This window comes from Gimesia sp., from assembly GCF_048260065.1.
Classification (GTDB): domain Bacteria; phylum Planctomycetota; class Planctomycetia; order Planctomycetales; family Planctomycetaceae; genus Gimesia.
Genome location: NZ_JBLXHC010000007.1, coordinates 318,055 through 339,308 on the forward strand (window position 1 = coordinate 318,055; position 21,254 = coordinate 339,308).

Annotated in this window: 10 protein-coding genes; 6 read left to right on the forward strand and 4 right to left on the reverse strand. The window is 50.7% G+C overall.

The features are described from left to right. Nucleotides 1-693: 693 nt before the first annotated feature. Nucleotides 694-1,665: an amidohydrolase family protein gene (locus ACN0YN_RS15655; protein ID WP_417385957.1), complete on the reverse strand. Its 972-nt coding sequence runs from the start codon at nt 1,663-1,665 to the stop codon at nt 694-696. 288 nt (nt 1,666-1,953) lie between these two features. Here ACN0YN_RS15655 and ACN0YN_RS15660 point away from each other — a divergent pair, with 288 nt between their 5' ends. The 4 genes from ACN0YN_RS15660 (at nt 1,954) to ACN0YN_RS15675 (ending at nt 6,676) form a co-directional block, all read left to right on the forward strand. Next, nucleotides 1,954-3,675, forward strand: coding sequence for a hypothetical protein (locus ACN0YN_RS15660; protein WP_417386029.1), 1,722 nt, complete (start codon nt 1,954-1,956; stop codon nt 3,673-3,675). 156 nt (nt 3,676-3,831) lie between these two features. Next, a complete protein-coding gene (locus ACN0YN_RS15665) occupies nt 3,832-5,097 on the forward strand; it encodes a PmoA family protein (protein WP_417385958.1) in 1,266 nt (421 codons plus the stop codon). Between the two features lie 26 nt (nt 5,098-5,123). Further along, the gene (locus ACN0YN_RS15670; protein ID WP_417385959.1) at nt 5,124-5,906 is read left to right on the forward strand and encodes an amidohydrolase family protein; all 783 of its coding nucleotides are present in this window, start codon (nt 5,124-5,126) and stop codon (nt 5,904-5,906) included. Next, nucleotides 5,903-6,676: an amidohydrolase family protein gene (locus tag ACN0YN_RS15675; RefSeq protein WP_417385960.1), complete on the forward strand. Its 774-nt coding sequence runs from the start codon at nt 5,903-5,905 to the stop codon at nt 6,674-6,676. The genes ACN0YN_RS15670 and ACN0YN_RS15675 overlap by 4 nt, the downstream gene beginning before the upstream one ends. A gap of 12 nt (nt 6,677-6,688) precedes the next feature. Here the strand turns inward: ACN0YN_RS15675 and ACN0YN_RS15680 are convergent, their stop codons facing one another. Beyond that, entirely contained in the window at nt 6,689-8,629 is a 1,941-nt protein-coding gene (locus ACN0YN_RS15680) for a translocase (protein WP_417385961.1), read from the reverse strand. A 657-nt stretch (nt 8,630-9,286) separates the two neighbouring features. Between ACN0YN_RS15680 and ACN0YN_RS15685 the strand changes: the two genes are divergently transcribed. Then, complete coding sequence (locus ACN0YN_RS15685; RefSeq protein WP_417385962.1) at nt 9,287-13,960, forward strand: peptidylprolyl isomerase; 4,674 nt, start codon at nt 9,287-9,289, stop codon at nt 13,958-13,960. A gap of 382 nt (nt 13,961-14,342) precedes the next feature. Beyond that, complete coding sequence (locus ACN0YN_RS15690; protein WP_417385963.1) at nt 14,343-19,409, forward strand: GEVED domain-containing protein; 5,067 nt, start codon at nt 14,343-14,345, stop codon at nt 19,407-19,409. A 93-nt stretch (nt 19,410-19,502) separates the two neighbouring features. On the opposite strand, the gene ACN0YN_RS15695 is transcribed toward ACN0YN_RS15690, so the two are convergent. Both ACN0YN_RS15695 and ACN0YN_RS15700 read right to left on the reverse strand, forming a co-directional pair. Further along, a complete protein-coding gene (locus ACN0YN_RS15695; RefSeq protein WP_417385964.1) occupies nt 19,503-20,570 on the reverse strand; it encodes a tRNA dihydrouridine synthase in 1,068 nt (355 codons plus the stop codon). 22 nt (nt 20,571-20,592) lie between these two features. Continuing rightward, a complete protein-coding gene (locus ACN0YN_RS15700) occupies nt 20,593-21,234 on the reverse strand; it encodes a Maf family protein (protein WP_417385965.1) in 642 nt (213 codons plus the stop codon). Nucleotides 21,235-21,254: the final 20 nt, after the last annotated feature.

The following is a 21,254-nucleotide window of genomic DNA, read 5'->3' on the forward strand; positions in this document are numbered from 1 at the left end:
CCACGGACCAGCTTGTCCGGCCGTGCCGATTGGGTTTCGGCAGTCTGTCACTGGAAGGCATGTTGCAGCTGCGACCTCCTGCTCGCAGTGCTCGGCCCGAATTACATTCGGGCTCACCCTTTTTCTTTGTTATCAACTGTATGGCATTAGACGCGGTTCATGCAGACTTCGGTGTTCAACTGGAGCTAAGGCCCTGCGGCTAATTAAGGATGTTCAATGGTTAAACTTGGGAACACCATGATTGATATTGGCACTTTCATTTTACGGTTGCTTGCGACAACACCGAATTCTATCTGGGGCAACCCGGTTCTTGCCTGGTTCAGGATCTGCATCGGTGGTTGCCTTGTTTTTGTTGATTTATTTTCTGGAAGGACAGGCAGGAGTCAAGCAGGGATGAAATGGTTTTTGTGGCGACAGGTGATGACAGGGAGCCGGTGCCTGGATGAGAACTGGTTACTTCGTTGTGAACACGGGGCGAAGTGTGTCGACCCGCAGTCGGTTATGCGTTGTTATTTTTCAAATCGTGCTGAAACCAGCGGGTTTTGTAGTGCTGATTTTCGCAGTAGTTCACGCAGTGCACTCGATTTTTTCTCGCCAACGCGCGCGACACACTTGAGAGCAACAGGATGCGCATCGGCGGGCAGCAGTCAAGGCCGGTTTCTTCAGTTGTGGAACGGATACGCAGTGCGCCGTTTATTCACCGGGATAGCGGTCCCAGCGGTAAGCGAGCTTCGAGTTTTGCCAGAAGACTTTGTCGAGCGCTGCCTGTCCTTTGTCCTGCAGATAGTCGACCAGTATTTTCTGCAGCGTGACATAGTCGGCGGCCCGTTCGGAGACCGGCCAGTTGCTGCCAAATATCATGCGGTCGACTCCGATGTGTTTCCAGATGACATCCAAAGTCGGACGGTAGTAGGCAACGTCCGCTGGGACGGCATCAGGACGGTGACGCGAAGCCCCTTCCACCAGGGCCGAGATTTTGATGAAAACCTGTTTCTGATCGGACAGGGCTTCCATGTATTGTTGCCAGGTCAGATCGAGTTCCTCCCCTTTGATGACGACATTGCCGATATGATCGACGACAATCCGCAGATCGGGAACCTGCTCGGCCAGCAGGCGTGCTCCATTGAGCGTCACCGGACCGCCATTCAGATCCACCTGCAGCCCCTGGTCAGCCATCAGTTTCAGATCGTCGATAAACTGTTTCTGCTTCAAGCCAAGATCGAGCAGATCGTAGTTGATGCGAATTCCTTTATAGAGCGGGTTCTTCGAAAACCGTTTGAGGTGCTTCCGAAAATCGGGCTCGCCCGGAGTGAGGCGTCCCACAAATCCGATGATCACGGGATTGTCTTTCGCCTGATCCAGAATCCACTGATTGTCTTCAACCAGCTTACTCGCTTCCACGACAACCGTGGCATTCACGGGCTGGTACTTTTTCAGTTCGACAAAATCTTTAGGCAGGACGGTCCGATAGAGGGACGAACCTTTGCTCGGCCAGGGAACCCCTTCGGGGCGACTCGGATCGTAAAAATGGGTATGAGTGTCAACGACTTTGGCAGGCAACAGCGGTTTGGAAGCGGCGGCTTTGCTGCCACTGAGATTCAACTGCGAGACGAGCAATCCGGCGGAGGCAGTTTTGAGAAAAGTACGACGGTTGAGCGATGACATGTCGAGAATCCTCTGAGGTGTTTAAATTTGATCAGACCTGGAAAGGCAAAATTGATAGATAATCTAGTTGTATTATGTTTATGTCGATGCATTACAGGATATTCTCAGTCGATATCCAATTCTATCTATTTTCACATAAAGTTGCTGTATTCCGGGGAATTTAAATCGCACTTCCCTTTGCCGGCTCTTTTTGCTAATTTTCACGCACTGTGTATCTTTACTTTAATTGTTTTGGGACGCTTGTCGCCAGGAACAGCGACGGACAAAGACAACGGATTTGATTTTGTGATGCCCCCAACTGACGATCAGAACTCGGATTTGAATCGCCGCGCGCAGACTGATGCCGCGCGTCAAGAGTACGAACGCGAGGAATCTGAAGAGATCAGCACAGTGAATTCCAGTGAATCCGACTGGTATTCCGAAGAGATCGAAGACGACGCCGTCGAATATGATCTCTCCCTGAAATTCGAAGATTATGCGCCTGCCTGGTTACTTAAGGTGAAGGCGCTGTTCGGTCATGCCCCGGAATGGTCGGTTTCTTACAGCCTGGGCGCGACTGCGATCGTTTTGACGATCCTGCTGTTACTGGCGATGCCCGCCGATGAACCAGCTGAAGTCGAATTTGTGGAAGAGTTCACTCCCGCTCCCGTCGAAGTGGTGTCGGTTGTGCGCGAAGAAGTGGATCTGATTGATTCCCGGATTGCTGTAGAACTTCCCTTGATTGACGGAATTGTACTTGCCGAAACCGATCCGCTGTATGTTTCTTTCGGAGAACTTCCACAGCATATCGCAAACACAACTCCACACGAAGAATTCCTGCCGCCTCGCGAGCGACCGATCGTCCTGCCAGATTTCGAACTCCCGCCCGAACCGGCGGCTGCTGAACCAGAGTTGACTTTGAATGTTCAGCACATCCGCATCATCGAACGGGAAATGCGGGATCCGGGAATCGACGAACCATTTTTAGTCGAAGCGTTGGTGACTGCGGGGGACACGGTGAGTCGGCTGGAACCGGGAGATCGGTTTCTGTTTGATGAAAAATGGATACTGGTCAATCTGGAACGAACGCTGGCACAATCGCAGGAGACGATCCGTCCGACTCTCTATCACGAACGGGTGACAGGAAACAAACATCTGCAGGTCGGCCAGGAGCAACTGCTCGAACCTGATTTGAGAGAGCCCGTTCGACCTGATCCCGGCAGACAGGAAGAGCTGCACGTCGAAATCAGAAAAACGATACCTCAACAGGGGACCGCCGCGAATACACTGGCCTATTCAATCATCGTGAAAAACCAGGGCACAACGCCCGCGTTTGATGTGGATGTGAACGAGACACTCTCCCCCGCCGCAAGCCTGGTCGATTTGACACCGCCGGCTGAAGTCAGACAGAACCAGTTAAGCTGGAAGATCAACCGACTGGAACCGCAGGAAGAACGCGAGCTGCAGGTCAAAGTGTATCTGGCAGAGGAAGGGAGCGTGGAAACCAACTCACAGGTGAAACTGGTTTCGAATGTCGCCACGACAACAGAGATATTTGCCACCTCTCTGGAACTGAAAATCAAAGGACCCGATGTGGTCGCTGAAGGAGAGGTCTTTCCCCTGGAGATTCAGGTGAGTAATCGGGGTCGTCAGGACCAGAACGCTGTGAACCTGAACCTGGATCTGCCCGAAGGACTGATGCACGAACAGGGGCGGCAGTTGTCATTCCGGATGGATCAGCTGGCAGCCAACGAAACGCGAACATTGCAGGCTCGTGTAAGAGCAGTGAAAGCAGGCAAAGTGACATCTCAGGCGCGCCTGTCTTCAGATGATCTGCCTCTTGATGAAACAGAACTGGTGCAGAATGTGGTTCCCAAACCAGCGAAGCCGAAACAGCCAGAAACAAAAGCGACCAAACCAACGACTCCGGCACCGACCGTCACACCGAATCCTCCCGCGACTCCCGGACAGCAATGCCCCTGTCAGATACCGGTCATTGAGTATTATACGGTCCCTTACCTGCTGCCTTGATGACAGCTGGAGTTGAAGTCCGTTCAGGAATTCGGCTCGCCTGTTTCTCGATTATCAGTGGGCCACATATTGCAACTGCCTCAAGTGGTTCGGTAGCATGGAGTAACGCTTACTAATAGTTGCAGAGTTCACCTCTGACCTGACAAAGAGTTTGAAATGACATTATCCAAGATCTGGTTACAGATCCCCCTTTTTTTCATTCTGTTCCTGATTTCATTGACACCGGATTATCTGGCAGCTGCTGACGGGGCGTTGGGAACAGTCCGCTTCACCGCGGGGAAATCACCGCTCGAAAATGAGCCTGTCTGCGTAGAGCTTCCCGAGACTGGATTTTCAGCGGAGCAGGTTTTTCTGATCGAAACTGCCGATGCGAAGATGACCGCGATCCCCGCGCAGATTGAAAAGCGAAAGCAGTCTGCCGATTTACTCTGGTGGATTCCCCCTGGAACAACAGCCGCCGGTAAAACACGCGAATTTCAGATCCATCCGGGCACGATTTCCCCCGCGCAGGAGCTGACGATCAAAGAGACTGACAAAGCCTATCAGATCCTGATTGGTGATCACCCGGTATTAAGCTACAACTATAAACATATTGAGCCACCTGAATCGCTGGATCCCCTGTATGGTCGCAGCGCGCACATTCATCCCATCTGGACGCCGAGCGGAAAGATTGTCTCGGATGAATTCCCCCCGGATCATGCCCATCAGAGCGGACAGTTTTTTGCTTTCACCAAAGCGGTTTTTGAAGGACGCCCGACCAACTTCTGGGAAATCAAAAGTAAAAAAGGACGGGTTCGATTTAAAAATCTGGTCTCGAAACAGGTGGGGCCGGTCTTTGCAGAATTAATCGTGACCCAGGAACATGTGGATCTGACAGGCGAATCAGAAACCCCCGCTCTACTGGAAACGTGGGGCATTCGCGTGTGGAATCAACCAGCGAAAGATCCCGCCTACTGGATGTATGACATCACCTCGGATTTGCGGTGTGCGACTGAGTCTCCATTGAAACTCCCCCAGTACCATTATGGCGGCATGGCCATTCGCGGGGGTCGGGGATGGACGAAAGAGAACTGTCAGTTTCTGAATTCCAATGGCAAAACCCGAGAGAACGGAAACCATGACCGGTCCCGCTGGTGTGATATTTCCGGCAGAACTGATACGAAAGCGCCCTGGAGCGGTTTTACCATTCTCAGCAACCCCGATAATTTTCGCTTTCCGGAACCGGTGCGGATTCACCCATCGATGCCTTATATGGTCTTCACCCCCTGCCCGCTGGGTGACTGGGAAATCGATCCGGGAAAACCACATATCAGCCGCTACCGGTTTCTCGTACATGACGGGCCTGCGCTCGCCCGCACAGAGGGGATCTGGCAACATTACGCGAATCCGCCCCAGGCGAGTTTTCAATCAGCCACTCCCTGACCGTTTGACATCAGAAAGAGTTATCTATGATCTGGGATTTACACTGCCACCTCTCGGGGGTGGACGGCAAAACCGCCGACGAGCGCATCGCGCAGCTGATGGTTTATGCTGACCGCATGGGTGTGGAGCGACTCATCTTCTTTATGGGCTGGCCGTTTCTGACCGACCCCACGCCGGAGCAGTTTCGCAAGCAGAACGATCAGGTCTTGCAGGCAATCAGCCACTGGCACGACCGGGCGTTTGGCTTTGTCTATCTGAATGCGAAGTATGTGGATGAGAGCATCGCGGAACTGGATCGCTGTGTGAAAAATGGTCCGATGATTGGCGTCAAGTTATGGGTCGCCAGTCGCTGCAATGATCCCTCGATTGACCCGATTATCAAACGGGCCGCCGAGCTGAAAGCGTTGATCTACCAGCATACCTGGTACAAAACCGGGGGAAATCTGATTGGGGAATCAACGCCCGGTGATCTCGCGTTGATGGCCAAACGGCATCCGGATGTCCCGTTGATCTGCGGGCATACCGGTGGTGACTATGAACTGGGGCTGCGAGCGATTCAGGATTCACCGAACGTCTACGCCGGCATTGGCGGTTCCGATCCGACTGCTGGAATCACGGAAATGGCGGTGCGGGCGTTGGGGGCAGATCGCGTTCTTTACGGCAGCGATATCGGCGGACGCAGTTTCTCCTCTCAACTGGCAAAAGTCCAGGGGGCGGACATCCCTGAAGTTTCCAAGCGTCTGATCCTGGGGGGCAATCTCAAACGACTGCTGACTCCCATCCTGAAAGAGAAAGGGATCAAAGTATGATTTGCGATGTGAACGTGTATCTTTCCCGCTGGCCCTTTCGTCGACTGCCTTGCGACACGACTTCAGAACTTGTGAGTAAGCTGAAGCGCAGCCAGATCAGCCGGGCCTATGCCGGGAGCTTTGATGGTTTGCTGTATAAAGACATCCGCGCGGTGAATCAGCGGTTGTATGACGACTGCAAGACCCAGGGTACGGATCTGCTGGTCCCTGTCGGAAGTATCAACCCCACGCTGCCAGGCTGGGAAGACGATGTGATCGCCTGCCACGAACAATGGAAGATGCCCGGCATTCGCCTGCATCCCAATTACCATGAATATGAACTGAGCAGCCCGGAGTCGAAAAAACTGTTTGCGATGGCTGCTGAACGGGGACTGTTTATTCAGATCGCCATGCGGATGGAGGACGATCGGACTCAGCACAAATTGATGCGGATTCCCGATGTGAATTTTGAAGCGTTACCGGGACTGATGAAGGAACAGGACGGTCTGCAGGTCACGATTCTGAACGGGATGAAATCGCTACGGGGTGCCAGTCTGACTCGACTGACCGAGAACCCGAATCTGACTATCGAGATCGCCATGCTGGAAGGGGTTGGCGGGATTGAGAACATCATGGAGCAGGTGCCTTACGAGCAGATCCTGTTCGGTTCCTATTTCCCCTTCTTCTACCTGGAATCCAGCCTGAATAAACTCAAAGAGTCACAACTGGGCATGGAGATCGAAAAGCAGATCACCTGGGAGAATGCACAGAAACGCTTTGCAAAAACCTGAGAATCGGACGACTTACTCAGTCCATTCCAGGTAAGGATCGAGCCCCATTTTGTGGAACATTTCGATGCGGTTCTTTTCCTGCTTGAGCATATCGCGTCGTTGTTTTCGATGCAGCTTCTCCAGGAAGTTCTGTGTATTCTTGAAGAATGACAGCCAGCCTGGAGACAGCTCCCCGTTTTTATCTGCCTTGGCAGATTTGGAAAGCTTCTCGAGCTGACTCAGTTCCAGACAGCGGAGCAATTCGTCTTCCAGCGAGAGAAAGAACTGATAGTGCCCGGGATCGCCCTGCCGGGCAGACCGACCGATGAGCTGACGGTCGATACGGGCCGAGGTGTGCATCTCTGTCGCAATCACATGCAGCCCCCCGTTCGCACGCACATCATCTTTTAACAGAATGTCAGTTCCACGACCGGCCATGTTTGTAGCGATAGTCACACGTGCCGGCTCACCTGCTTTGCGGACGATTTCGGCTTCCTGCTCATGGTATTTGGCATTCAATATCTGATGCGGGATGGCTTTCATCGCCAGCAGGTCGCCGAGTGCTTCAGACGCTTCGACTGAGGGGGTACCGACGAGAATCGGGCAGCGTTTCAACCGCAGACGTTCGATCTCTTCCACGACAGCCATTCGTTTGGCATGCATCGTTTTAAAGACCCGCGCCGGACTTCCTTTGCGAATACCGGGGCGATGCGTGGGAATCGAAGTCACGGAAACTTTATAGGTTTTCTTAATTTCTTTTTCCGCGAGAGCCGCGGTACCGGTCATTCCTGCGAGATGTGCATAGTTCTGGAAAAAGCTCTGGACTGTGATGCGAGCGGCCTGGCCTGTAGCGGCAGTAATGGGAACATGCTCCTGAGCTTCGATGGACTGATGCAGTCCATCCTGCCATTTCCGCCCTTCCATCATACGCCCCGTCGATTCATCGACAATCACGACTTCATCATCGACGACGACATAATCACGATCTCTCAGGAAGCCGAAACGAGCCACCAGTGACTGTTCAACCTGTTTGTAGATGCGCTCAGTATCAATCGAGTCCAGCAGAGAAGGCTTCGCCATCAGCAGAACTTTGCGACAGCCCTGATCGGTCAGATAGGATGACCGTTTTTTAGGCTCATAAACATAATCCACTTCCGACTCCAACTGGTGCGTCGCCCGGTTGCTCCAGCGAAACAGGTTCACAGAAGCAGCATCATTCGGCTGGATTAGTCCGATAATCAGTGGGGTTCTGGCTTCATCAATTAACACACTGTCGGCTTCGTCGATCAATGCAAAATAGTTGCCGCGCTGAACCAGTGGCTCCTTGCCGGAGTTTTTATGGTTGGTAATCGCCTGTTCCAGCTGACCGGGGGCAGACGCTCCAATCCGAATCCGATCGCGGAGGAAATCGAATCCCATTTCATTCGCCGTACCGTAGGTCACATCCAGACCGTAGGCTATCCGTCGATCTTCATCTTCCATATCTGAAGTGATACAGCCAACAGAAAGGCCCAGTTTATTAAATACCGGCCCCATGATTTCAGAGTCACGTTTGGCAAGATAGTCGTTGACCGTAATCACGTGACACCCTTTGCCCATCAGTGCACGCAGGTAAGCCGGCAGAACTGCTGTCAGGGTCTTGCCCTCACCGGTCTGCATTTCGGCAATGCCTCCCTCAAACAGGGCAATGCCCCCCATGAGCTGCACGGGGAAGTGTTCCATCTTCAAGGTTCGCCAGGCCGATTCCCGTACGAGTGCATACGCTTCCGGCATGATTTTCTTAAGAGGCTCTCCCGATTTCGCACGCCAGCGCAGTTCCAGCGAATAGCGTTCCAGTTGATCATCGGTCATTTTCTTCAGTGCTGTACAACGCTGAATAATCTGACTGGCTGTGGCATTCCAGCGGGAAAGACGCGATTTTGCAGGGCGAAAACCTGTCTTCATCCAGTGATAGCTGTGTGATGCGATGCTCAAACTGCCTCCAGGAGTCATTTAAAAAAACAACCAGAACGAGAAGACAAATCAAACCATTCGTTTGATGTGTCAGGAAATCAACGGACATTGCTTTCAGCATTATGACGCTCAAAACACTGAAAAGTAACGTCTCAGCCCAGCTGTCTGGCTCCTGTCGCGAGTGATCTCAAATTTGCGGGAGAGCAAACTCATCCACTCTCTTAAGGTATTTATATGATGAGACTTACACTCCATTCTGCACCACATACTGACTGCTGGTTCTGCTTATTTTAATCAGTCAGTGAAGCGACAACAAAAACTTTTTTTCTGAATCTCAAGAGGTGACTTAAAAATGAGTGGGTGCCGTAAGTTCTTCCAGTTTGTTGACTTAAATCAACATTTCATGTTGGCTTCCCGATCGTTTTGTTAGATTTTTTACATCCAATCGTCATTTTCGGTGCAGATTGTATTTTGCATATGTCAAATACAAACAAGCCACCCATACCTCACATTTCCGCTAAAGATTGGAAACATTCCAATTTCCCTGTTTTGTTAGGTAGGGGCACCTCTTTAAAATCATTAACTGAACAATCAGGTCGATTTCTCTCCAAGTGGAATCTGCCTGGCTTGAATCAAGTTCAACAGCAAAGATTTATGTAATATAAAGATACCAGTTTAATGATCTCAAAATTCATCGATAACCTGTGGCGTCCGCGGCGAACTAAACATCATCGCAGACTGAAACCCACCACTGCCCCGCTTGCCGCCACAGAAAAGCTGGAAGACCGCACACTGCTCAGTGGCCAGGATCTCGTTGCTTTCGCTCAAGCGCTTACAGCCGCGAATGTCACACTCTACGGAGCTGCCTGGGATGCCAGTACGACAGAGCAAAAAGCACTGCTGCAAGATGGCGCACAGTTTCTACAATTTGTCGATATCACAGATGCGAATCGGGAATTAAATTTGAGTGCCGATGATGTGGCAATCACTGAAATTGGCAACCTGCACCCCGTCTGGAAACTGGATGACGGAACGTTGATTGATGGCAGCACGATCAATTCAGTTGCTGATCTCGCAGTAGCAACTAATGTGGCAATCCCTCAATCAGACGACCCATTTCTGAAAGCGATTGCCGACCAGACTTTGTATTCAGGGACGGGACTGCATGTTGCCCTGGATGGGTATGATTCAGAAAACAGTGCGTTGACCTACACAGTCCAGAGCAGCAATAGTCAGATTTCAGCACGAATCCTCTCTGGTAACCGCAGTATTCGGATTTCGGTTGAAGGCTATGGCGATATGGTCTTCGAACTGTTTGAAGGGCGTGCTTCCCGCGCTGCCGAACGGATTATCGAACTGGCCAATAGCGGATATTACGATAATCAGATTTTCGATATGATTATCAATGGCATGATACAGGGGGGCGATCATTCCGAATCGGGACTGGTCGACTCTGGCCTGGGCTATTTTGACGATCAGTTCCACAGGGAACTGCAACACGTTCAGTCCGGTCTGCTTTCCATGTATAAGCCGGCCCCCAACCCTGACACAGGGGCAATCCCGGACAGAAGGACTCCGACCACCACTGATGACCAGAACGACTCGCGATTCTCGATCACCGGTGGCTACTCTCGAGAATATGATTTCCAGAATACCATTTTCGGTTTCCTGACTGAGGGTGAAGACGTTCGTCAGGCGTTGAGCAATATCTCGACCACGGATGGTATTCCCGACTTTACGATTAAAATTGAAACGATCGATGTCTTTTCTGATCTGGAAAATGGAACGCTGGTCCTGACGGCAGCGGAAGGTTATACCGGAAGCTCCACGATTACGGTGACGGCCCAGGATCAGAATGGAAATACGACGGAGCGTACTTTTCAGGTAAACGCTACCCCTGATTCCTTCCCATTATATTATTACTATGAGAATGCGAATCCCTACCTGCAAGACATTCCCGACCTGCAGGTAAGCCCTGGCACTTCGATTCAATATCAATTGACCGCCACGGACGTCGACTTTAATACTCCGAACGGCAATAACTACTTTTTTTTCTATGACCAGGACAAGTTAAGCACCCGCGAACTGGCGGTCCCCGTTACTGCCCCTTCGGGACTGGTTTATTCCGTTAATATCACGACCGGCCTGCTGACTGTCAGTCCCACAGCGGGTCTGGCCCCTGGGATTTATGAAATCACTGTTGCCGTTGGTTTTCAGCAAACCAACCCCGACGATCCCAATTATGTAGCAAATTTCCGAGACCTGCAGGATTATCAGGTCGTCACAGTCATCGTGGGCACTCCGCCTGTCGCAAATAATGATTTTTTTACCTTGCAGGGTGACACACCTGCTCCCATCGATCTTCTGGCTAACGATACAGACAGCGATGGCACCTTAGATCTGGCATCCATTGAAATCGTCCAGCAGCCCGCGCACGGTACTATCACCGCCAACGCGGATGGCACGGTCAACTACATTGCAGACGGCTCGGGTTACATGGGACTGGGGTCATTTACGTATCGTGTGAAAGACAACCTGGGGCTCTACTCAAATACGGCAACCGTGAACTTCTCAATTGCTCCTGAGGGAGTAATCCTGGTCACAACGCTGTCAGATAACCTTAATTCATCGGACAGGAAAGTCTCAATACGTGAAGCAATGCTGGCCGCTAACACGGATGCCATCGTTGACGTATCTCCCAAAGGCAATGGAGCCGACATCATCATGTTTGATCCGGCCTTATTCAACGGGCAGGAACAAACCATCCAGCTGGTTTCGCAACTTCTCATCAGTGATGATGTCTCGATCATTGCACCGACGTCAGAAGCCGGTACACCTTTACTGACGCTGAACCAGAGCACATTAAACCGCCATTTCAATATCACAGATAATGACGCGAATGTTCTGGAAGTCACTCTGCAAAACCTGAAGCTGACGAATGGGCAGCTCACTGCTAGCGGAGGCTCGATCTATAATGCGGAACACTTGGTTCTGATTAACAGCGAACTGGTGAATAACCATTCTGCAAGCGGGTATGGTGGTGCGATCTACAACACCGGGACCCTGGAGGTCAGTGATTCTTTTTTCCAGAACAATTCCTCACAGTATTCTTCAGGGGGCGCTATCGCCAGCGAAGGCGGATCAGTCACTTTGACAGACACGACTCTGGATGACAATTCCGCCGATGGGTATGGTGGCGGTATTTATGCTGCAAATGCTGATGTTTCTATTATCAACAGTACTGTCTCCCTGAACTCGGCATCGCTGGGAGGAGGAGGCGGGCTCTATCAGTTGAATGGTGAGTTGACCATCAACGGTTCCCGGTTCATCGGCAATCATACAGACAGTCAGCCAGGCGGCGGCGGTCTCTATATAGAAGGGGCGACAACTCTCATCTCCGCTTCTACTATTCATGATAATTACAGTTCTGGTAATGCCGGTGGCCTGGTCCAGAATGGGGGAGACCTGACGATACACAGCAGCACGATCTCACTGAATGATGCGCTGTTGGGAAGTGGAGGCGGAATTTATAATAGCGCCTTTACATCACTCATCATCAACAGCACGATTTCCGGAAATACAGCGACCGAAAATGGTGCTGGAATTTACTATTCAGATCCCCAGGGTTTTGTCAGTTCCGCCATTCACAACAGCACCATCGCCGACAACCATTCAGGTAGTTATGGTGGTGGGGTCTTTTCGGCTGGTTATGCCCTCCCCGTTAACAACAGTATTATTGCTGACAATACAGCGTCTACCGATGGCGCAGACGTCTTTGGTTACCTGTCTGGCAGTTACAGCCTGATTGAAAATACAAGTGGCGCCGACTTCTACGAAACAACGAATTACATTACAGGGCAGGATCCGGGCTTACTGCCGCTGGGTGATTATGGCGGGCTGACCCAGACTCATGCATTGAATTCTAACAGTGTTGCGTTAGACGCGGGTAATCCAGCCTTTGATGGCAACATCTTTGATCCGGCACTCACACTCGACCAGAGAGGCGTCAATCGTGTCATTGATGGCAATAATGACTCAACCCTTCTCATAGATCTGGGCGCTTTTGAAGCAGAAGGAATTCAGGGAAGTGCAGATCTGACTGTCAAATGGCAGTCAACCAATGTCGGTACCTCAGGTCAGACAGGTTCGCTTCCCGCCAATGCCAGTTTTATTGATGAGTTTAATCCGGTCATTGTCGAAATCTGGGTCAGTATCAGCAATTCTTCAGATTATGGTCTGGTTGCAGCCCAGGTTGACTTCAACTTTGATGCGAACTACCTGACGGTGGCTTCTATAGTCTATGGCCCAGGATTTACGTTGAACAAGACTGGCGTTGTCGACAATGAAACAGGGACCATCACCGGACTGGGTGCTGCCACTAACCAGGATGACTACGGTGCTGAAACTCTCGTCCTGTTGGCCCGGGTAAAACTGACCGTTAAGCAGATCCCCTTAAACGCTGATGGTGAATACATCCATCCGGTTGCCAATCTGAATTTTCAGATCGCAAACAGTATTCTGACATCTTCGCAGGGGGACGCCACGGTCACCGAAGGAGCTGCCGTCGATTTAACACTGGTTCCGGCACTCTATGATCTGAACGATGATGGAATTATCAATTACCGTGATCTGATTTCTCTTGTTGGAGTTTATGGCAAGACCCCCGGCAGCACCGGTGCAGAGAACGCCTGGGCCGCAGATTTGGACCGATCCGGCAAAGTAGATTATCGCGATCTGATCCTGCTGGTGTCAAATTATGGAAAGGTTCAGGGAGGCGAGAACATACTCACTTATCCGTCGAATTATTCAGAAGTCTGGCAACAGAATTTTCTGATCACATCGCTGATCAATCCAGATGAATCAGCAGCTCCGGCGATCACCACCAATGAGGTTGAGCCGGTTCTTGAAGCAGCAAAACAGCAACTTGCCGATGTGTATGATGATTCCGTAACAGAAACGCTGGCTGATGTAAAAATTGAGATTGTGGAGTTGCCTCAGAATCAACTGGCCAAAGCGGACGCAGAAAACAACACCATTTATCTGGATATCAATGCGGCAGGCTGGGGATGGTTTGTCGATGCGACTCCTTTGCTGAATGAAGAATTTAATGCTTCCACGACAGGACTGTTTGATGCCAGATTGTTTAGTACTGCTGCTGGACACATCGATTTATTGACTGTTCTCCTGCATGAATTGAACCATCTGCTCGGCTATGAGCATTCTCCTGACAATCTGCTGATGCAACCTGAGTTGAATCCCGGAGAACGTAAACTACTTACAAATAACGACTTTGAGGAAACAGATGACTTTTTTGGAGGTTTTCAGTCCACCGAGTTCAACGGAATCAACTGAACATGTAATTAACTTTGAAAACCCCCTTTACTATTGTGAGAAAATTCAGTTTCAGACGTCCAGAACGTAAGAGACCATCCGTAGCAGCGGTCACAGCCCCTAAAACCAGTACGAACGGCTTGTTTTCGATTGATCTTTTTTATCTTTTGCTTGACATACATAGTTTTGCTGCTGCACAATCTATCTTAAAATTTGCCCATTTTAACAGATAATTAGGTTTGTCGATTTTTGTCAACTACCTTTGCCTGGTATTTCTTTAGCAAAATACACGGTCCCAGATAGTTATAAATAATTATAAATACAAGAGTTACAAAGACTCTTAAAAGACACGCGACTCGTTAAGACAGAGTTTCCTGTTTTGGCATGATATGGAAAGATGCAAATGATGTTTACGAGAACTAAACGTCGTCACCAGCCTGGTCGAATCGGTTCGTTTCTCAATCAGCTCCTGAAAGGACGCAATAAACGATTAAGAAATCAACGCGTATATTCATTGACCAACTCTTACTCAACTGTGGAGTGCCTGGAAGACAGGACACTTCTATCGGCTGGAAATTCCCTGCCACCTGGAAGTGGCTATGGCATTACTGAAGATGGTCGCGCGGTTCCACCGCCCACAATTCTGATTTCGCAGCAATCCCAGGCAGAACAAGAAGCAGCGCAACCGACCTCGGAAGAAGAAAAGCTGTTAAGCAGTAAAGATAAGGGACAGGTAGAAAATCCTGTTGATTATCTTTCGTTTTCAACACATGAAAACGAAACTATTGGTACCACTGGCTCGAATGACGATATCGTCAACGCGGAAGTCATTACAGGCTTCGGCACGGGGTTTGATGACGATCCAGAAGTCGATCTGGCCGGTTATCTGGCTAATGCATCACTACAAACCTACCCTACTTTTTTCTTCCCTGAAGACGATGGTTCTATCACTCTGGCCAACGATCTCAATCTGGGACTTGGTGGACAAGTACAGATTCTGGGGGCCACCATAGGAAATGGTCCACACGGAAGCAGCGGAACTGGCACTGGTGACTATGATTTTTATCGCATCGCTGGACTCCAGGCTGGTGCCCAACTGACTATTTCCGCAGAAGATGCCTCTCAATTTTTCGGTCTGGATCCTGTCGTTGGTATTTACAGCAGTGCCGGTACCCTTCTCGCCAGTGACGATGATAGTGGAAACAACCTCGATAGCTACCTGGTCTTTACTGCGCCCCTGGATGGTGATTATTACCTCATGGTCGGGGGATATAATACGGGCGTTGGCATCGGTTTTCCGACTGACCCCTTTGACCCTGCCAGTGGTGGCGGAGTCGGAGCCAATTCAAGTTCTGAAGGAACATATAATCTCACAGTCAGTCTGAATGCCACAGACATCGATTATTATGCGGTTGACCTGGAAGCCGGTGACATTTTGGGTGCCAACGTCTTTGGTGCTGGTCAAACGGTATCACTGTACGGTACTGATGGAACATTACTTTTCCAGTCATCCCGTTTTATGGAAGACCTCTATGCTGCTGAAAGCCCGTTACCTGGAGACGGAAATGCTTCTGCTTCAATCGTAGCAGCGACTGCAGGAAGATATTATATCTCTGTGACGGGAACTGCAGGCTATTATGATCTGGAACTGAAAGTGTTCCGTCCTGCGTTGGAAACTCAATTAATCGATACCAATGCGGTTCAGACACTGTACCTTGACTTTGATGGTGCGACTGTTGATCCTTCCATCTTTTATGATTTCTTACCCTCTTCGAGCGCGACGCTCTCTCCTTTGAATTCTTTTCTCGCCAACTGGGGACTCTCTGATACTGATGAGGCTGTCGAAAACCAGGTGATCGATGCAATCATCGCCAGGGTAATGGAGAATTTTAATCTCGTTGGAGCAACCGGGAATAACGGTGAATACTATGATACAAGTACCAGTAATATTAATGGTTACCCCGGTGATATTATCGGTAACCCCGGTGATTATGGTATTCGGATTTTAAACAGTCGTGATAATCCAGGACTGGATGAATTTAATACCCCCAATCTGACACGCATTATCGTTGGGGGTACAATCGCTGAACTGGGGGGAGTCACAACCATCGGGATTGCTGAATCCATCGATGTTGGAAATTTTGACACAACAGAAACAGCGGTCGTTCTTCTTGATCGACTCAGTAGCTCAAACCCGATCTATGCAGCTGATTCACTGAATTTTATTTCTAAAGACTTTACTGCTTCAATGATTGATCTGATTGGAGTAACAGTTGGAAATATCGTGGCCCATGAAGCAGGACACACTTTCGGTCTGTTTCATACTGATAACACGAATGCATCCATCCAACTGATCGATATCGGGGGGGGCGGCGTAGCTGATTTTGCCGGCGTCGGTAACGACGGGTTCTTTGGTACGGGTGACGATGTTAACGTGGTATTTGGGACCGATTTCCTGACTTCAATATTCTCCGGTTCCCAGGACAGTATTAATACTCTGGCATTCGGCCTGTCTACCGCTGCTAATTTCGGTCTGGATTTTGGTGATGCCCCTGATTATTACCCGACTTTGCTGGGCACCCCAGCGAACTCTACTGAAGGTGGTGCCCGTCACAGCCTCGAAGGAAACCTGAAACTGGGAACGACCATTGACTACGAACTTGATGGTCAGCCGAGTCTTGACGCACTCGGCGACGGACTCGACGATGACGGTGTGTTCTTCCTGGATCATGATGGTAATGAAACCTCAAGCATCGCTGCCAGCGATGCATTCGGGACGATTAAAGTCTATGTAACAGGAGAGGGTTACCTGCAGGGCTGGATCGACTTCAACCGGGACGGCGTCTGGGATGCCAGCGAACAGATTGTCACCGATCAATACGTGACCGATGGCATGAATTCCATACCCCAGTTTGCGATTCCCACGGGAATCGACTTTGTCATTGGTGATACGTATGCCCGCTTCCGCTTGAGTACTCAGGCCGGACTGGGTGTGACCGGACTGGCACCGGATGGGGAAGTCGAAGATTACAAGATTACTTTGACTGAATCTCGTAACGGTGTGATCTTCTTTGAAGCCGACGAATACCAACCGGGCGGTCTGGTTAAAGATTACGAATCGGGTGAACTGATTAAAATCATCGTAATCGATGGTGACCTCTACGGTACCAGTACAATCAATGTCACCGTCACATCCAGTGGCGGAGATCTGGAAACTGTTGTACTGACCGAAACCGGATATGGCAGATTCGAGGGAACCATTCAATCATCGCCGGGAACACTGGTAACCGGAAACGGTGTACTCGAAGTCGTATTTGGTGAAACGATTACAGCTTCTTACGAAGACGAAGACACAGGAGAGGGTCAGCCTGGTAACTATCTTGGCGAATTTATCTCGGAAGACTATTTAAACAGTCCCCGTGATCTGGTTTTTGATGAAGGTGGCTTCTTGTTTGTCAGTAATGGCTTTGAAGGTTCTGATGGATCTGACCACACGATCGAATGGTTTGATGGACAGACAGGCGAACCTGCAACGAATCAACCTTTCGTAATACCAGGTTCGGGTGGACTTAAAGTCCCTGGCGGTATAGCGTTTGATTCCGGTGGTGATTATTTATATGTCGCCAGTTCCGCTACCGGTCAGATCCTGAGGTATGATGGCCGGACTGGTACCTTTAACCATTTAATTGCATCACTGGGTTCCCTGTCGCAACCGCGCTTTATTGCATTTGGTCCCGATGGCTACCTGTATGTTGGAACGACCGGGTTACAGAAGCAGGTTCTTCAAATCGACGTTGCAACAGGTGCAGTCTTCACCTTTATCGACGCCTTAGAGTTGAATGGGGATGCTCCCTATGGTCTGGACTTTGATGCAGCCGGAAACCTGTATGTTGCCAGCTTCGGTAACAGTGAAATCCTGAAATTTGATTCGAATGGTATTGCGGTACCAGGTGGACCATTTATTGCAGCTGGTACAGGTGGACTGAATAATCCACGCGGACTGACTATCCGGGATGGAATACTTTATGTAGCCAATGGGGCCACCGAAAGCATCCTGCGTTTTGATACTGTCACGGGTAACCTGGTTGACAGTGGCAGCTACACTTACGGGGCCACGATTGAACTGCCTTATGGCGTCACCTTTGGTCCGGATAATAACCTGTATGTTGTCGATTACGACCGGGGAGTCGTCTTAAGATTTGCAGGTCCAGACGGAACAGAAACTCCGGTAACCAAAACTTCAACTGCAAATATTGTTGCCCAGTTTGTCGATTTTGGAGATGCCCCTCCTTCCTTCCCGAACCTGATCGCCGAAGACGGGGCTCGGCACGCGATCAATGCCAACGGATTATTCCTGGGGTCGAGAGTCACTGCTGACCTGGATGGACAGGAATCATTGTCAGCTGACCTGGATGAATCACTCCTGGGTCGCGAGGACGGCGTACTGTTCAGCCCGATGATTCAGGGAGATACTGCTTCCACAGTCACGATCTTCTCAACTGGTTCAGGTTTTATTGATGCCTGGGTTGATTTCGACGGAAACGGTACCTGGACTGCTGACGAGCAGATCCTCAGCAGCCATGCTGTGGTTGCCGGCAGCAACGCGGTTTCCTTTGTTCTTCCGCCAGGAGCACAATTTGTTGTTGGCCAGGTCGCCGCACGATTCCGTCTCAGTTCTGCTGGCGGACTTTCAACTACGGGTGCAGCCGCTGACGGGGAAGTCGAAGACTACCTGGTCACTGTAATACCTCAGAACTATGTCGGCCTGCGGCCCGATCCGAACCGTCCTGGTCAATCGGCTCTGTTCATTACAGGTACTCAGGCCAACGATAATATCTTCCTCTCCCAAACCTCTGGTACCAATATCATTATGGTCCGGATCAATGGTGTGACTGTGGGTGAATACGCTCCCACAGGAGGCGTGTATATCTGGGGACTGGCCGGAGATGACGTCATTGTTGTCGACGACACCTTCTATAACCGGGAAACCATGATTTTCGGTGGTCAGGGGAATGACTTCCTGCAGGGTGGCAGAGGAAATGATGTTCTGATCGGTGGCGATGGAAATGATGTTCTGGAAGGCGGTCCTGACGGGTTCGATATTTTGATCGGCGGTACAGGTTCCGACTACATCCGTGGCCACAACGAACAGCTTTACAGAAACTATGGTGCGAATGGTGACATCCTGATTGGTGGATCCACTGTTTATGATAACGGTATCATTCAGTTGTTTGCGATTTACCAGGAATGGATCTCGGCTGATCCATTCGGAGATCGCGTCAACAGTATTCGTACCCGTGTGCAAAATACTGCTGCCGGCGTGAATAACGTCAGACTCGACAGTACAACGGTCTTCGACGATCACGAACTCGATCAGCTATACGGTGCCGTTGCCCGTGGCGATGACTGGTTCCTGCTGGATCTGGGAGTGGACATCAATAACGCAGGCGGCAACGATATTCGTGAATAATATCACGCAACCGTAGTCAGCTCATTGCAGCATCAAAATAAACAGCCTCTCTGATTTTTTTCAGGAGGCTGTTTTTTTTACTGACAGTTCCAATTACCAGCGTTCGACCGGGCCATTTGGTGTCTTGACCAAAGCAGTCGGAACCGATGATTCCCGCTCGCCGTGTCGACTGCGAATCTGTTCGAGGATTTCCTGAAACTCCTCGTCTGACTCCAGTCTTCGCAATCGATCCTCCAGATCTTCCGGAATCCCCAGGCGGGCACCATACCAGGCGGCAAACTTGCGGATCAAACGACAGCCATACAGTTCATGCTGCTCAAACATTAGACTAAAATGGCGTTCCAGAAACCGAATCTGTTCCTCCCTGGTCGGTTCCGTTACCGGTTCCTCGCTGACGGCCTGGGAAAGCTTGCGAAAGATCCACGGGTCGAGCATAGCCCCCCGACCGATGGAGACCGCTTCACAGCCGGTCTGCCGTCGCATCTGAAATGCATCTTCGACCGTACAGACATCACCGTTACCGATGACAGGGATCTGTTGAACGGCTTCAACAGTCTGCCTGATTCCCTCCAGATCCACGGTTCCCCCAAATCCCTGACTGCGGGTGCGTCCGTGAACCGTAATCGCTGCTACGCCTGCCTGCTCGAATTCTCGTGCCAACAGCGGCGCGGTAATCGAATCCCGATCCCAGCCCAGTCGCATCTTGACCGTCACAGGAATGGAAACGGCGTCGACCACTTCAGCCACCATCTGGCAGGCAGCATCCGGGGCACACATGATGCGGGCTCCCCCTCCGTTGCCGTTGATCTTGGCCATGGGACAGCCCATATTGAGATCGACGGCAGAGTAGCCATGCTGTTCCAGCCAGCGGGCCGCGGCGACCAGTTCAGCTGTGACGCCTCCGAAGATCTGAATGGTCAAAGGTCGGTCGGCGGGAGATGTCGTCAACAGTGCCTTCGATTTTCGACTGCCTGAAAGCAGATGCGAAGCGAGTACCAGATCCGTCGTGCAGAGACCAACGCCCCCCAGTTCGCGAATGGCAACCCGGAAGGCATGCTGCGTATATCCAGCCAGCGGCGAGAGAAAATATCGTGAAGAGAGCACCCGATCCCCGATCTGAATTTCCGGGGCTTCCGTAGTACTCCACTGAATCATGGTCATAATCAGTTTTCGAATTCGTGAGCTATACGATTTGTGAACGTTTCAACATTTCGAACACAGTTTCCAGAGGCAATCCTACAACATTCGACAGGCTGCCTTCAATGCGGTTCACAAAAATACTCCCGGCTCCCTGAATCGCATATCCCCCTGCCTTGCCGCACGACTCCCGTGTGGAGAGATACCAGTCCAGCCGCTCGCGCACATATTCTGAGTCATGAAAGGTCACCCGGGTTTCTGCCGTCTGTACCATGACCCGTTGATTGACTCGCAGGCAGACCCCCGTCAGTACCTGATGCGTGCTCCCCGCGTAGTCATTCAGGAACCACTCCCGCACAGTCTCCTGCCAGTCAGAAGTTTCAGGAGGTTGTCCTACGACGACCAGCCCCACTGACTCCCGTTCGACGACAACGATTGTATCTGCAGTCAGGATTGGAATTGAATCATCCCCGGTGCTCTGTACCTGCTGAAATACATCCTCATTCTTGGCAGTGCAGATGGAAATCAGCTGCTGCTGGATCGCATCCAGGTCATGCAGGAGTTCGAATCCTGGTTCCTCCGGATCGGCAGGCGGAATCACTTCGATCTGAGTCTCTGGCAACAGCTGTCTGAGCAGTTCGTTTCGGCGCGGTGAACGGGAACCCAGAATGATGCGAGGCAAAGTCATACGGCTGATTCTTTTGATTC

Excerpts from the sequence above, each read along its gene's own strand:
- ACN0YN_RS15655 (WP_417385957.1), bottom strand. The coding sequence starts at position 1,665 with ATGTCATCGCTCAACCGTCGTACTTTTCTCAAAACTGCCTCCGCCGGA.
- ACN0YN_RS15660 (WP_417386029.1), top strand. The coding sequence starts at position 1,954 with ATGCCCCCAACTGACGATCAGAACTCGGATTTGAATCGCCGCGCGCAG.
- ACN0YN_RS15665 (WP_417385958.1), top strand. The coding sequence starts at position 3,832 with ATGACATTATCCAAGATCTGGTTACAGATCCCCCTTTTTTTCATTCTG.
- ACN0YN_RS15670 (WP_417385959.1), top strand. The coding sequence starts at position 5,124 with ATGATCTGGGATTTACACTGCCACCTCTCGGGGGTGGACGGCAAAACC.
- ACN0YN_RS15675 (WP_417385960.1), top strand. The coding sequence starts at position 5,903 with ATGATTTGCGATGTGAACGTGTATCTTTCCCGCTGGCCCTTTCGTCGA.
- ACN0YN_RS15685 (WP_417385962.1), top strand. The coding sequence starts at position 9,287 with ATGATCTCAAAATTCATCGATAACCTGTGGCGTCCGCGGCGAACTAAA.
- ACN0YN_RS15690 (WP_417385963.1), top strand. The coding sequence starts at position 14,343 with ATGATGTTTACGAGAACTAAACGTCGTCACCAGCCTGGTCGAATCGGT.
- ACN0YN_RS15695 (WP_417385964.1), bottom strand. The coding sequence starts at position 20,570 with ATGACCATGATTCAGTGGAGTACTACGGAAGCCCCGGAAATTCAGATC.
- ACN0YN_RS15700 (WP_417385965.1), bottom strand. The coding sequence starts at position 21,234 with ATGACTTTGCCTCGCATCATTCTGGGTTCCCGTTCACCGCGCCGAAAC.